Origin of the sequence: Bifidobacterium intestinale (assembly GCF_023656765.1) — a bacterium.
Classification (GTDB): Bacteria; Actinomycetota; Actinomycetes; order Actinomycetales; family Bifidobacteriaceae; genus Bifidobacterium; species Bifidobacterium hominis.
On the sequence record NZ_JAMOKR010000005.1, the window covers coordinates 122,322 to 137,334 of the forward strand.

Genomic DNA, 15,013 nt, shown 5'->3' on the forward strand with positions numbered 1-15,013 from the left:
GAGATGACTGAAGACAATCAACATAATGCAGATGAGCAGCAGACTCCAATGCAGCCGCAGCCGCTGCCGGGCCAGGTATTTGTGCGCCCCGGCATCGATGACCGTCCCGATTACGAAAAAACGCTGACCGAAGAGACCAAAGCGGCCCTGAAGCGCCTTGCCGTACAGCAGAATCCGCGCGTGCCCGAGGCCTCCAACGAGCGCCCGGAAGTGCAGCAGACCCTCATCAACACGGAAGGCGGCTCCCCGCTGACCGCGTTCGCCCATCTTGACGCCGCCGTGCCGAACCTCGAATCGTCGTTCCTCGACCTGCGCGATCCGATGACCGCGCCCGACGGCACCACGCCCACCAAACCGCAGGTGCATCGTCTCACCGCCGGTTTCGCGCTTGGTGCGCTGCTGTTCACCGCGCCGATGGCCGCGCTCAACTCCGTGCTCATTCCGCAGACCATCAGCCGTCTTTCCGGCACCGACCGCGTCACCGATCTGGCGCTGCTCAGCGTCGTCGGCACGCTGCTGACGTTCCTGATGAACGCGTGGATTTCTGTCGGATCCGACCATTCGTACTGCCCGCTGGGCCGCCGCACCCCGTGGATCATCGCCGGCACGGTGCTGACCGCCACGTCGGTGGCGATTCTTTCCGCATGTGATTTCATGCCGTTGGTCATCGTGTTCTGGCTGTTCACGCTGATCGGACATGCGATGGTGTCGATGCCGCTGGCGGCCGCTTTCGGTGAGCGCGTGCCTGATAAGTTCCGTGATCGTGCGGACGCGTGGCGTGGCGCTGGCCAGGCGTTCGGCCAGGTGTTGGGCATTATCGCGGCCGTTTCGCTTACGTGGGCCGCCGACGATTCCGGTTGGGATGGCACCACGCGTTTCGCCATGATGGTGTTTGCGTTGTGCCTGGTGGTGGCCGGTGTGGCTACATTGCTGGTGTTGCCGTTTGAGGGTTCCAGCAGCTATTTGCCTCGTGAGGGTGTGAAGAAGGGCGATTATTTTTCGCAGTATCGTCCGCCGAAGGGCGCTCCGAAGTTCTTCATTGCGTTTGCCGCGCGCATGTTTGCCATCGCAGCCACTTCCGGCATTGCGATTTACCAGTGGTATCTTGCACAGGATGGTTTGGGTGATGTTTCGCAGGTCACCATGTTTGGTTTGTCCGGAGCGGCCGCGGTTATGTCGATGATGGCCGTTGCCGCGTTCGTCGGCTCGCTGTTGGCTGCGCTGCTGCTTGGCCGCATCGCCCGCGCTTTCAAGGATTCCCGTATTCCCGCGATTGCCGCCTGCGTGTTGTTTGTGGTTGCCGTGGTGCTTCCGTTGACGCCGATCGATAGTGCTATGGCGGTCGCGCTGTATGCGCTGTTTGCAGGTTTCGCGTATGTGGTGTATGACGGCGTGAGCCAGGGGTTGAATCTTGCGACGTTGCCGGATGTGCGTTCCGTTGGTCGTTCGTTGGCTGCGTTCAGTTTGGCGAATACGTTCGGCTCGTTGATTGGCGCTGTCGTTTGTGCGATTGCGATTGCGGTGACTGGCGAGTATCTGCTGATTTTCGCTGTTGCCGCCGGTTGCATGGCTGTTGCGGGCGTGCTGACGTTGTTGCTGAAATGATTTGGATGATCTGAGATAATCCGAAAAACGAATATCAAATTCAAAATTGCGCGTCCACATAGTGAACCTTTAGTAGAAAGGGTATGTGGACGCGCTTATCTTTACGGCTTAGTTCGAGCGGATCGCCCGCCGAATACAAGACTTTGCGAAAGGAGGTTCGCCACGATGAACGGAATGGTTGCACGCGTACTGCTGTCCGCACGAATTATTATTCCGCTTTCGTTGGCGGACTGATTCGAGCAATGCAGCTTCAATCCCTCGCCAGCGGAGGCAGGGTTTGAGGCGCGCAAAACACACACGTTGATGGCCCTGCATACTGCGGGGCCTTTTTGTTGCCGCCCACAAGGCGTAAGGCAACGAAATGAAGACTGCAACAAGAGAACAGAAGAAAGACGTTATCGGCGCATGCTGGGAGCCGGTAGCACATGACAGACGTAACAGGAGTAATCCAATGAGTGCAGTCGAAGCAGCCGCTGGTAAAGCGCAGGCAATGGTGCGCGATTCGGTGAAAACCGTGATCGCCGCTTCCATGGTCGGCACCGCCATCGAGTTCTACGACTTTTACGCATACGGCACCGCCGCTGCGAACTATTTCCCGAAGGTGTTCTTCGGCGACACCACCAATCCGACCGTCGCGCTGCTGGCCAGCCTGCTGACCTTCGCCATCGCGTTCATCGCACGCCCGCTCGGATCCTTGGTGTTCGGCCATTTCGGCGACCGCATGGGCCGCAAGACCACACTGGTGGTTTCGCTGTTGACCATGGGTGTCGCCACGTTCCTGATCGGCTGCCTGCCAACCTACAACCAGTGGGGCATTGTGGCTGTCGCCGCGCTGTGCCTGTGCCGTTTCGTGCAGGGCATCGGTTTGGGCGGCGAATGGTCGGGTGCCGCTTTGGTAGCCACCGAGAACGCTCCGGAAGACAAGCGTGCGCTGTATGGCTCCTTCCCGGAATTGGGCGCCCCGATCGGTTTCTTCCTGTCGAACGGCACCTACTTCCTGTTGGAAACGTTCAACGATAACGATGCGATGCTGGCATGGGGTTGGCGTGTGCCGTTCCTGCTGTCCGCAGTGCTGGTGATCGTCGGTCTTGTGGTGCGCGTGCAGATGGAGGAGACTCCGATCTTCCGCATGGCCCAGGAACAGAAGAAGGTCGTCAAGTCCCCGCTGACCGAAGTGTTCAAGAAGAGCTGGAAGGAAGTCATCCAAGCCACGTTCTTGGTGGCCGTCACCTACACGCTGTTCTACACGCTGGCAACCTGGTCCCTCGCTTGGGGCACCAAGACTATCGAACAGGGCGGCGGTAATCTTGGTTTCACCAATCGTGAATACCTGCTCATGCTGATGCTCGCCATCTGCGTGTTCGCCGCGTTCATTGTCATTTCCTGCGTGAATGCCGATAAATTTGGCCGCAAGCGCGTGATCGTCATCTCGTCCTGCTGCCTCGTGGCATTCGCGCTGCTCTTCCCGTTCCTGCTTGATCCGTCGGTCATCGGCCAGCGTAACTTCGCCGCCAACCTGCTGTTTCTGTGCATCGGCTTCGCGTTGATGGGCACCGCATTCGGTCCGATCGGCGCGTTCCTGCCGGAGCTGTTCGACGCCAACGTGCGTTATTCCGGCTCCGGCATCGGCTACAACCTGGCCGCCATCGTCGGCGCGGCATTCGTGCCGACCATCGCCACTTGGCTGTCCCACCACTGGGGTGTGCACTCCGTCGGTCTGTACCTCGGCGTGATGGCCGTGTGCTGCCTTGTTGCGGTGCTGAGCTGCAAGGAAACCAAGGACGTCGATTTCGCCAAGTGAGCCGCATGTGGTACTTCCGTGTATCACTACGAAAAAACGTTTGACGCAAAACATAACCACTATGTGAACGTCAGCAACCAATATAAAGAAAACGGGACTAGAACAGTTCCGCAGGAGAGGCGGTGTGATTCCTCGGACACAATCCGGGGGGAGTAACATCCTAGGAATCACAAGCCGTTGCAACAACCGAACAAGTAACAGAAATCGAAAGATTTTTCGGGAAAAGTACGATCCCGAAGCGATAGGAAAAATAAAAGGAGCGCCAATCATGGCAGCAACTATCTGGTACGAAAAGGACGCCGATCTGTCTGTGTTCGAAGGCAAGAAGGTGGCCATCCTCGGTTACGGTTCCCAGGGTCACGCTCATGCGCTGAACCTGCGCGATTCCGGTGTGGACGTCGTCGTTGGTCTGCGTCCGACCTCCAAGTCCGTGGATTACGCCAAGGAGCAGGGCCTGGAAGTCAAGCCGGTCGGCGAGGCCGTTGCCGAAGCCGACGTGGTCATGGTCCTGCTGCCTGACCAGTACCAGGCCAAGGTGTACAAGGAAGAGGTTGAGCCGAACCTGAAGCCGGGTGCTGCTCTGGCTTTCGCCCACGGTTTCAACATCCACTACGGCTACATCAAGCCGTCCGAGGACCACCCGATCTTCATGGTCGCTCCGAAGGGCCCGGGCCACATCGTTCGTCGTGAGTATGCAGCCGGCCGTGGCGTCCCGGTCGTCGTGGCCGTGGAGCAGGATCCGGATGGCAAGACCTGGCCGCTGTGCCTGGCTTACGCCAAGGCTCTGGGCGCTCTGCGTGCAGGCGCCATCAAGACCACCTTCACCGAGGAGACCGAGACCGATCTGTTCGGCGAGCAGGACGTGCTCATGGGTGGCATCAACCACTTGTGCGATATGGGCTTCGACGTGCTGACCGAGGCCGGCTACCAGCCGGAGATCGCCTACTTCGAAGTGTTCCACGAGCTGAAGATGCTGGTTGATCTGGCCAACGAAGGCGGCCTGAACAAGGCTCGCTGGTCCTGCTCTGACACCGCTCAGTACGGCGATTACACCTCCACCGTCATCACCGAAGAGACCAAGAAGCGCATGCAGTACCAGCTCAAGCGCATTCAGGACGGCTCCTTCGCCAAGGAGTTCATGGATGATCAGGCCGCTGGCGCTCCGAAGTTCAAGGAGCTGCAGGAAGAGTACAGCCACCCGCACCTGGAGACCGTTGGCCCGAAGCTGCGCGCCATGTTCTCCTGGAACAACCAAGAGGACGCCGATGCCGATATGGCCGAGTCCTTCAACGGCAAGATCGCTCGCACCCAGGTTCAGTGATTTCGCCTGATTTCGAGCTGAGAGCCGGAATCTGAAGCATTAAGACCGTCGCCCGATTCGTTCGGACGGCGGTCTTTTGCGTTGTGTTGGCTCCTTTTGCCGCGCTGACAGGTGTTCGGCGCGATGAATCGGGTTTTTCGTGTATGGGGGTATGGTTTCTTCTGGTTTCTGTCGATTCGGGGCCCCCTTTCCTGTGTTGGCTGGTGATTGGTGGCGAGGATCGCATTTTTTCGAGTACGGGGTTATTCGTTGGAACCGTGGTTCTGGAATCTCGGAACCTTGAAACCTCAAAACCGTGAAATCCTCTGAAAATAGAGGAAGACCGACACCCACAAACGGGCGACGGCCTTCCATTGGTAATTGAGGCTTGCGATCCGGTCCATCGGGACCAATTGACCGGATTCCGATGGACCGAGGCCGCTTGATCGGAATCCCGATCAAGCGAAGCCCTAAGTCACTCAGCCACGGGCGATCTTGCCGGTGAAGGTGGCCATATCGGCGTCGTCATCCTTGCCGTTGTTCCAGGAGAACATAGCGCGCAGCTTCGGGCCAACGGTTTCGATGCGGACGTTGCCGTACTCTTCCTGCAGCTCCTTGAACTTCGGAGCGCCAGCGTCCTGATCATCGATGAATTCCTTGGCGAAGGAGCCGTCCTGGATGCGCTGCAGGTGGTACTGCATGCGCTCACGCACGTGCTCGTCGATGCAGGTGTTGGTGTAGTCGCCGTACTGGGCGGTGTCAGAGCAGGACCAGCGGGCCTTGTTCAGACCGCCCTCGTTCATGAGGTCGACGAGCATCTTCAACTCGTGGCAGACCTCGAAGTAGGCGATTTCAGGCTGGTAGCCGGCGTCGGTGAGGACTTCGAAGCCCATTTCAACGAGCTTGTTCACGCCGCCCATGAGCACATTCTGCTCGCCGAACAGATCGGTTTCGGTCTCCTCGGTGAAGGTGGTCTTGATGGCGCCTGCGCGTAGAGCGCCCAGAGCCTTGGCATAAGCCAAGGTGATGTTCCAAGCGTCGCCACGCGGATCCTGCTCCACGGCCACGACGACCGGGACGCCACGGCCGTTGGCGTACTCACGACGAACGATGTGGCCCGGGCCCTTCGGAGCGACCATGAAGACCGGATGATCCTCGGACGGCTTGATGTAGCCGTAGTGGATGTTGAAGCCGTGAGCGAAAGCAACAGCTGCGCCCGGCTTGATGTTCGGCTCGATGTCATTGGCCCAGATGGTGCGCTGGTACTGATCCGGAGCCAGGATCATGATGATGTCGGCCTCAGCTGCGGCTTCCGGAACGGACTTGACTTCCAGACCCTGTTCCTTGGCGTGCTCGACGGACTTGGAGGTCGGACGCAGGCCGACGACGACGTCGACACCGGAATCGCGCAGGTTCAGCGCATGAGCGTGACCCTGAGAACCGTAACCGATGATGGCAACCTTCTTACCTTCGAGGACCGAGAGATCGCCGTCGTTCTCGTACCAGATTTGTGCAGCCATTGTGATTGGCACTCCTTTTTATGTAGTGGGGTGAACGCCTTCCGACGCTCGGGTTTCTACCATTCGCAGATGAATTCGCGTGTTTTTGTGCATGGATTTTGTCCTGCAAACTGGGGTCTATCCTACCGGAGCCTCCATCTTGCAGCGTGTCTGGTCCACAAAGTGAGCCGCGAAACCGTAAAAATCCGTCGCGGCAACGGCAAGTTTCATGTATTTTGACGGGAAGGCGGCATAGGATACAACGCGTAGGGATTTTTGATTAGGAAGAGATGTCATGGTCACTGCGACTGGTCCTGCGCCCGGATCTGAAATGACGGCGGCAATCGGCGATATTGAGGACCGTAGCACGGCAGGAGTTCTGCACGTCGCCGCGATTTTCGCTTCGCACATGGTATTGCAGCGCAACAAACCCATCGCCGTGTTCGGCGCGTTGGATGCTGATTGTGCCGGACTTGAGGTTTCGGCGGAAATACGCGATTTCGATGGTTCCGTGATTGTGCAGGCGCACGCGTACGCCTCCAAAGAGATCAAGAACAGCCTGTCTCCGTGGCGCGTTATGCTGCCCGCGCAGCCTGAAGGCGGACCTTACACGTTGCGCGTCACCGCAGGCAACGATTTCATCGAATATTACGACGTGCTGATTGGTGAAGTGTGGCTTGCCGGCGGTCAAAGCAATATGGAACTTGAGTTGCGCAATAGCGAAAACGCTGAGGAAGCCCTCGAAAACTGCGCTGATCCGCTCCTGCGTTTTTACAATGTGCCGAAAACCGGCGTGATTAATCGTAATGCCGAACATGCGGCAAGCTGGCAGGAATCATCGCCCGAAAATAGTGGCGTGATGAGTGCCGTAGCGTACTATTTCGCTCGAAAACTGCGTAACGAACTCGATTCCGATCTTCCGATCGGCATTATCGACTGTTATATCGGGGGTACGTCGATTAGTTGTTGGATGAGCGAAGATGCACTGAATTCCAGCGAATCCGGGCGTGGCTATCTTGCTCGTTACGAGCAGGCGGTCGCCGGTAAAACGCAGGAACAATTCGATTTGGAGTATAGCGAATGGCAGTCGCGTTCTGATACGTGGAATGCGTCGATTGCTGCAGCTCGTGAAGCCGATCCTGATGTGACGTGGGATACGCTGACCCAACAGTACGGCGAATGCCCGTGGCCGCCGCCGATGACGCCGACCTCGCAGTGGCGTCCGACTGGTCCGTTCCATGCCATGCTGGAACGCATTGTGCCATACTCCTTGGCTGGATTCCTGTGGTATCAGGGTGAGGAAGACGAACAGTATTGCGGAACCTACCGTGAGCTGTTGGGCATGATGATCGGCGAATGGCGTGCGCTGTGGAGCGAGAATCTGCCGTTCCTGATCGTGCAGCTGCCGCAGTGGATCGACAAGAAGGTCGACGAGGGCGAAGGCGATCCGATGCTGTGGCCGGTGCTGCGTGAGGCCCAGTGGGATGCCGCACAGTCCATCGACAACGTGTTCGCCATTTGCACCATGGATTGCGGCGAATACAACAACATTCACCCGGTTGATAAGCGCACGCCCGGCGAGCGTCTCGGCAATTGTGCGCTTCACCAAGTGTATGGTATGAGCCGTATTCCGGTGTATGGTCCGACTGTGCTGGGCTTCCGCTGCGACGAAGGCGGTCGCGTGCGTCTGTTCTTCCGGTATGCGCACGGCCTGCATTTCAGCGGTACCACGCCCGACAGTTATGGTGATAAGTTCGACAAGAGCCTGCCTTCGTTGGTACGACTGCCGGAACGTTCCGGTTTCGAGCTTGCCGGCGCTGATGGTGTGTTCCATCCGGCCACTGCTGCGATTTTCGTGGATTGCGATATTGACGATTTGATCAACGCGAAGGTCAATGTGGTTGACTATAACGCTACGGAGTTCGGTATTCCGATTAACAGTCGCAGTATCGGCACGATTACGTTGGCCACGCCGGAAGTGCCAGCGCCGGTGATGATGCGCTACGCGTGGCGCAGTTGGGGGCCTGCACCGTTGGCTAATGACAATGATCTGCCCGCTCACCCATTCAAGCTAGACCTGACCGATCACACCGACTCTGATCACGCTGAATAATCACGTTGCATGATTGTCGCTAGTCGACAATGAATAGCGTGCGATTGCTGTGCTTATAGTGTGCGGCAATCGCACGCTTTGTATTGCGATTGAAGTCTTGCTGATCGCACGTCAGTCAAATACGAATCAAATACCAGTCAAATAAAAAATCGTTGAAAAATCAACGTTTCTGCGATTTGCGGCACCAAAATCGCAGAAACGAATCAAATAAAAATATGTCACGAATGCATAGGCTATTGCCACAGATCCGGGCCGAATGATTCCAGGTATGCGGTGAGTTCGGCGGCCATCTGTTCGTCTTCCGGAACTCGCGGATGGCCATCCGTGCCGCAACCGTTGCGTGAATACAAAAAATGTTTCACGTGAAACTCGCCCTCAGTGCGAAGCTTATCGCAGACTTCGCCGATCGCTCGGTCCCAAGCGGCGTCGTGCCGCACAATTGTTGTGGTAAGCACGATCAGCGCTTTCGGGTACTTCTCGCGTAACGCATGCACGAAATCGACATAGCGCGCACGCCAATGCTGCGCCTCAGCACTGTCGTAATCCAGCGCCATGAAATCGCGTGGATGCGCATCGTTCTGACCCAAGGCAACCACCACCACATGTGGCGTGTATCGCGTAAAATCCCACGGCTGTGGCTCGCTGAATTCCGGATTGTAGGTGCTGCGATCCCAAATGCTTTCCATGCCGAGATAGTGCGGTGCGTGAAACCAGCCAATACCGTCGATGAGGCTGGCTCCGCCCTGCGCTACTAGATGAGCTTGAGCGTTGAGGTTGCGTGAGGTGATTGAGGCGTACGAATACCAAGAGTTGCTGTAGCCGCTCAAATCCTCGTCGGGATCTGCCTGCCCCTCGTAGCACAGTGCCTCGCAACGTTCGCCGCAGGTTACGGAATCGCCGTAGAATTCCATGCGACGGCTTGGCTTAGTGGCGCTGGGTGGCAGTAGTTGCGCATTGTCGTCAAGCTCGATGCTGATCATGTCGTAGCGATTGTTGCCTTCATCCTGACGTTTGAAAATCGTGACTTCATGCATGATGTTCGGCAATTGTTCGGCAATGGTGACGTATACGGGTTTGCGAACGTCGGATTGACTGTGCTGCATGTCTGCTGGTTCTGCTGGTTCCGTTGGTTCCACGCGGCTGGGATAGCCGTTTTCCAGCGTGACGGCGTCATGTTCGGTGTCGATGGGGACGGGAATGCGCAGTTGCATGCCATCAACGACGGCTCCCAGAGTGGCTCGCCCATACCCCCAATGGTTGACGAGGCGTACGCCGATGTATGTTCCAGTGCAACGGAATGACACTTGCGTGTACGGGAATGCCCATGTTTGGAATGGCGCGTGCGTGACTGGATCCACGGCATCGCTGACGCGTCCCATATGACGAAGATTCGGATTGTTGAAAGAAATATGCTGCATGTGAGAGTTCCCCTATTGCTTCAATGCTGATTGCGGCAGTGCCTGTTGCCGCAATACATGGAGGACTGGCTGAACGGCAGAGATTTCGGTCAGTTCTTGATATCGTTCCAGCTGGCGGTCGTCGCCTGGCTGATGTGAACGATACGATTGCCTGCGCGCAATATCTTAACCGACTTTACGAAAAGACACGCAGTCGGTTGCTTCATAACGGGTGTGTGCGAATACTTGACTGCCTGTTCCGCGTGTTGTTGTGTGTACGTTTGTTTGCGCAACTGATTACAAGATATCGAAATGCTGGCTGATACTGCCGTTTTCGTGTGGAATCTGCAATTTGACACTGCCGTTTTCGTGCGAAATAATGATTTTGATACTGCCGTTTTCGTGCGAAATCCTTGATTTGACACTGCCGATTCCGTGTAAACCAGTATGAAAATCGTTGCAATATAAGGAGTTTGGCGATGTTTAAGCGTAAGTTCTATGACGAGATGCTCGAATGGAAGAATCGTGATCAAGGTGCAAGCGCCCTGCTTATTGAAGGTGCTCGACGTGTTGGTAAAAGCACGATTGCGGAAGCGTTCGCCAAACGTGAGTATGACTCGTATTTGGCAATCGACTTTTCCGAAGCGCCTCAGGAAGTGCTTGATCTCTTTCGTCAGTATCGGCAGGATCTTGAAACCTTTTTCACTTACCTGTCTGCCTACTATGAAGTGAATCTGGTGCCGCGGCATTCGGTGATTATTTTCGATGAGGTGCAGAGTTTTCCTCCTGCGCGCGAATTCATTAAACGATTGGTGGCTGATGGCCGTTTCGATTACATTGGAACTGGGTCGTTGCTGTCCATCCATCAGAATGTCAAAGATATTGTTATTCCTTCCGAGGAGCAGTCAGGGGAGTTGAATCCCTTGGATTTCGAAGAATTCTTGTGGGCGTACGGGAACGAACAGCTGGCGTATGCCATTCGCGACTCATTCGAGCATATGAGGCCTTTGCCTTCCGCGCTGCATAACAAGGCCATGCGCCTCCTGCGTGAGTACATGCTTGTTGGGGGTATGCCTCAGGTGGTGGAGGACTACATCAAGCAACGTGATTTTGGCTCGGCTGACCGTATTAAACGGCGCATCCTCAACTTATACCGTCAGGATGTCGCCAAATATGCGCAAGGTTATGAAGCTAAGGTGATGGCGGTGTTTGACGCGATCCCTGCACAACTCTCACGTAAGGAGAAGCGATTCCGCATCACTTCAATCGGAAAAAACGCGCGCATGAGGGATTATCGTGATTCCTTTTTCTGGCTGTCCGACGCCAGAGTGACCAACAACTGTTATAACTCCACCGACCCGAATGTGGGGCTGGGGCTTAACGAGGACGAAGCCAAAGTGAAGTGTTATATGGCGGATACTGGGCTTTTGTCGGCGTTGACGTTTGCCGATCGAAAGACGACTCCGGCCTCGCTGTATAAGGACGTTCTGTTCGGCAAGCTTGCATTTAATGAGGGCATGTTTGTGGAGAATCTCGTTGCTCAGCAACTCCGTGCTTCAGGGCATCGGCTGTTTTTCTATTCCTGCGGTAACCATGAAGACAAGTATGGTGCGATGGAGATTGATTTTCTGATTACTCGAGAGTTTGAGAATTCGGCTATGAAGGCGCGAATCAGTCCTATTGAAGCGAAATCTGGTATTCGGTACGGCACTGTTTCGCTGAATAAATTCAAAGAGAAATTTGGCAAGCGTGTAGGTATGAGGTTTGTGTTGGCGCCTAAACCGATGGTTGTGGATAAGGCTGCGGAGTGCATCACGTTGCCGTTGTATATGGCGCATTGTTTGTGATGAGTGTTGCTGGCTGTGCATGATTGGTGCAGAGCGGCTGGTTTGCGCTGTGTCTGGAGTGCTGGCTTATTATATGAAACACAGTACCTTAACCGCTTCATGGAAAGGACGTGCAATGGAGAACACTTTTCCTCAGGATTTTGTATTTGGTACGGCTACGGCGTCGTACCAGATTGAAGGTGCGGTGAACGAGGATGGTCGCTGCCCCTCGATTTGGGACACGTTCAGCCATACCCCGGGTGCCACGCTAGCCGGCGATACCGGCGATGTGGCAACGGACTCGTACCATCGTTGGCGCGAGGATCTGGCGCTGCTCAAGGATCTCGGCGTTGATGCTTACCGTTTTTCGATTGCCATGCCGCGCATCATGCCAACGCCCAACGGCGTCGTCAACGACAAGGGCCTCGACTTTTACGAGCGCATTGTCGACGCATTGCTGGAGAGTGGCATCAAGCCGGTCGTGACGCTCTATCATTGGGATTTGCCGCAGTATTTGGGTGATGAAGGCGGTTGGCTGAATCGCAAAACCGCATACGCGCTGGCCGACTACACCTCTGTGGTGGCCAAGCGCCTCGGCGACCGTATCGACACGTGGACCACGTTGAACGAACCGTGGTGCTCCTCATATTTGAGCTATGGTGCAAAGGAGCATGCGCCGGGCTTGGGTCTCGGCCCAGGTGCATTTCCCGCGGTGCATCACTTGAATCTCGCGCATGGTTTGATGGTTCAGGCCGTGCGTGCCGAGCTGGGGGAGAGTGCCAAGTGTTCGGTCACACTGAATCTTGCGTTGAACCGCGGTGACGCCGATGCCTGCCATCGTCTCGATCTGATTTCCAACCGTGCGTTCCTTGACCCGATGCTGCGTGGCCGTTACCCCGACGAGCTGTTCGCCATCACCAAGGGCATCTGCGATTGGAGTTTCGTGCAGCCGGGCGATCTTGAGCAGATTCATCAGCCGATCGACGTGCTCGGCATCAACTATTACTCCACGAATCTGCTGGCCATGAGTGACCGACCGCAGTTCCCGCAGTCCACGGAGGCTTCCACGGCTCCTGGCGCGTCCGACGTCGACTGGTTGCCGACGGAGGGGCCGCATACCGATATGGGTTGGAATATCGATCCTGATGGCCTGCATGATCTGTTGGTGCGTGTGCATGACAATTACCCTGAAGTGCCGCTGATGGTCACGGAAAACGGCATGGCCTGCAAGGATCAGTTGGTGGTTAACGACGATGGCAGCAAGTCGGTGCACGACGCTGACCGCATCGACTACCTGCAGCGTCATCTTGTCGCGGCTCGTCGCGCGATGAGCGAGGGTGTGCCGTTGACCGGCTATTTCGTGTGGTCGTTGCTTGACAATTTCGAATGGTATTTCGGCTATGCCAAGCGATTCGGTATCACGTACGTCGATTACGCTACGCAGGAGCGCATTCCGAAGGATAGCTTCCTGTGGTATCGCAATTTCATTGCGTCCCGTGCATAGCTTTGCTCATGTGAGGTTGGAGTTGCGGATGCGCTTCTGAAAATCGCACTGAACGACATTGGCATGTCGCGTCATTTTGAAGACGTGACATGCCAATTTTTGTTGATTCTCCAACGGTTTTGCGGATACTGCAGCATGACTTAATCGCTTAATGACACTCCAGTAAATAAAATTACATTAATCGCATTAATGTTAACCTACTGAATACTTGTTAGATTGCAGATAAGTAATCGAAAGCCCAGTAATATCAACTTTTTTGCAGACTAAACAAAATCGCGTAATGTTGAGAAAGCATCGTAAAACTCATTTCGGGGGTATTGACGCACTACTTAAGCGCTTGACAAGCTTAAGGGGTTCAGTTATCGTAAGTATTACCACTTCATCAAGGGCAGGCAGAGAGGCCTGAGATGAAAGGCATCACCAACGGAGAATCGGTGCCGAGTCTCCCGAAGTGATGAACAGTGATTCATAAGGAAGGATCAGAAGATGAATCTCAAGAAGATTGTCGCAGCCGGTGTCGCAGCCGCCTGCATGATGGGCATGGCTGCTTGCGGCGGCAGCGACAGCTCCTCGCAGTCCACGGATCTCCAGTACAAGGACATCACCCTTGGCGAGACCGGTAAGGACATCAAGGCCAATCTGAAGCTGTACAGCAACCGTACCGATATGCTCAAGGACGACTACAGCGGCACGACCTGGAAGCAGTACCTCGCTGAGTTCAACAAGATGTATCCGAACATCAAGATCTCCATCGAAGGCGGCACTGATTACGCCAACAGCGCGCTGACCCGTCTACAGGGTGGCGACTGGGGCGACATCATGATGATCCCGGCCGTTGATAAGTCCGAGCTGGGCAACTACTTCCTGTCTTACGGCTCCCTCGACGACGTGAAGAAGGAAGTCAAGTATGCTACCGACAAGGCCTACGACAACAAGGTCTACGGCATCGCTTCCACCGGCAACGCCTCCGGCATCGTCTACAACAAGAAGGTCTTCAAGGACGCCGGCATCGACAAGCTGCCGACCACCCCGGATGAGTTCATCTCCGACCTGAAGGCCATCAAGGAGAAGACCAAGGCCATCCCGTTGTACACCAACTATGCCGCTGGTTGGACCATGGGCGCATGGGATGACTACATTGGCGGTACCGCTACCGGCGATGCCAAGTACCTGAACCAGGTGCTTGAGCACACCAAGAATCCGTTCAAGGATCCGGGCGACGGCACCCACGCCTACAACGTCTACAAGATTCTGTACGACGCTGTTGCCGATGGTCTGACTGAGGACGATTACTCCACCACCGATTGGGAATCTTCCAAGGGCAAGATGAACAACGGCGAGATCGCTACCATGGTGTTCGGCTCCTGGGCAGTCTCCCAGATGCAGGCCGCTGGCGACAACGCTGAAGACGTCGGCTACATGCCGTTCCCGATCACCGTCGACGGCAAGCAGTACGCGTCTTCCGGTCCGGATTACGCATTCGGCATCAACAAGAAGGCTTCCGCTGACAATCAGGAAGCGTCCATGATCTTCGTCAAGTGGATGACCGAAAAGTCCAACTTCGCCTACAACGAGGGTGGCATCCCGATCTCCGCCAACGACGACAAGCTTCCTGACCTCTACGCCAACTTCAAGGATGTCGAGCTCATCGCCGACGAACCCGCCAAGTCCGGCGAGGAAGATCTGTTCAACGACCTCAACTCTGATTCCGAGCTCAACCTCAAGAACGGCGGCGACGCCCGCGTTCAGGGCATCGTCGAGCACGCTGCCAACAAGGACCAGACCTATGACGAACTCGTCCAGGAATGGAACCAGAAGTGGAACGACGCTCTCGACTCCGAGGGTGTTGACGCCAAGTGAGCTTGATGCTCAATCTGTGATTGCTTTCAATCATCACTGAGGACTTCGGCTCGTTCTCAGCAGGAACGGTCGAAGTCCTTTTCTTTCACTAACAACAAGGCAGAGAAG

Annotated in this window: 9 protein-coding genes; 7 read left to right on the forward strand and 2 right to left on the reverse strand. The window is 55.8% G+C overall.

The features are described 5' to 3' along the window. Positions 1–3 precede the first annotated feature (3 nt). The 3 genes from NBH13_RS07530 to ilvC (NBH13_RS07540) all read left to right on the forward strand — a co-directional run bounded on the left by NBH13_RS07530 (position 4) and on the right by ilvC (NBH13_RS07540) (position 4,727). Positions 4–1,605 carry an MFS transporter gene (locus NBH13_RS07530; protein ID WP_250779465.1) on the forward strand — a complete coding sequence of 534 codons (1,602 nt, stop codon included), beginning with the start codon at positions 4–6 and terminating at the stop codon, positions 1,603–1,605. Between the two features lie 451 nt (positions 1,606–2,056). After that, the gene (locus NBH13_RS07535; RefSeq protein WP_250779466.1) at positions 2,057–3,406 is read left to right on the forward strand and encodes an MFS transporter; all 1,350 of its coding nucleotides are present in this window, start codon (positions 2,057–2,059) and stop codon (positions 3,404–3,406) included. Between the two features lie 268 nt (positions 3,407–3,674). Further along, entirely contained in the window at positions 3,675–4,727 is a 1,053-nt protein-coding gene (gene ilvC, locus NBH13_RS07540) for a ketol-acid reductoisomerase (RefSeq protein ID WP_250779467.1), read from the forward strand. Between the two features lie 458 nt (positions 4,728–5,185). Here ilvC (NBH13_RS07540) and ilvC (NBH13_RS07545) read toward each other — a convergent pair whose 3' ends face one another. Continuing rightward, complete coding sequence (ilvC, locus tag NBH13_RS07545; protein ID WP_144165905.1) at positions 5,186–6,226, reverse strand: ketol-acid reductoisomerase; 1,041 nt, start codon at positions 6,224–6,226, stop codon at positions 5,186–5,188. 274 nt (positions 6,227–6,500) lie between these two features. Here ilvC (NBH13_RS07545) and NBH13_RS07550 point away from each other — a divergent pair, with 274 nt between their 5' ends. Then, entirely contained in the window at positions 6,501–8,318 is a 1,818-nt protein-coding gene (locus NBH13_RS07550; protein WP_250779468.1) for a sialate O-acetylesterase, read from the forward strand. Positions 8,319–8,551: 233 nt separating this feature from the next. Here the strand turns inward: NBH13_RS07550 and NBH13_RS07555 are convergent, their stop codons facing one another. Further along, complete coding sequence (locus NBH13_RS07555) at positions 8,552–9,736, reverse strand: SGNH/GDSL hydrolase family protein (protein WP_250779469.1); 1,185 nt, start codon at positions 9,734–9,736, stop codon at positions 8,552–8,554. A 458-nt stretch (positions 9,737–10,194) separates the two neighbouring features. Here NBH13_RS07555 and NBH13_RS07560 point away from each other — a divergent pair, with 458 nt between their 5' ends. The 3 genes from NBH13_RS07560 (at position 10,195) to NBH13_RS07570 (ending at position 14,905) form a co-directional block, all read left to right on the forward strand. Further along, entirely contained in the window at positions 10,195–11,562 is a 1,368-nt protein-coding gene (locus NBH13_RS07560; protein WP_250779470.1) for an ATP-binding protein, read from the forward strand. A 115-nt stretch (positions 11,563–11,677) separates the two neighbouring features. Then, the gene (locus tag NBH13_RS07565) at positions 11,678–13,045 is read left to right on the forward strand and encodes a GH1 family beta-glucosidase (protein WP_226852107.1); all 1,368 of its coding nucleotides are present in this window, start codon (positions 11,678–11,680) and stop codon (positions 13,043–13,045) included. Between the two features lie 486 nt (positions 13,046–13,531). Next, positions 13,532–14,905 (forward strand): ABC transporter substrate-binding protein, encoded by a 1,374-nt coding sequence (locus NBH13_RS07570; RefSeq protein WP_250779471.1) that lies wholly within the window; start codon positions 13,532–13,534, stop codon positions 14,903–14,905. The last annotated feature ends 108 nt before the right edge of the window (positions 14,906–15,013 follow it).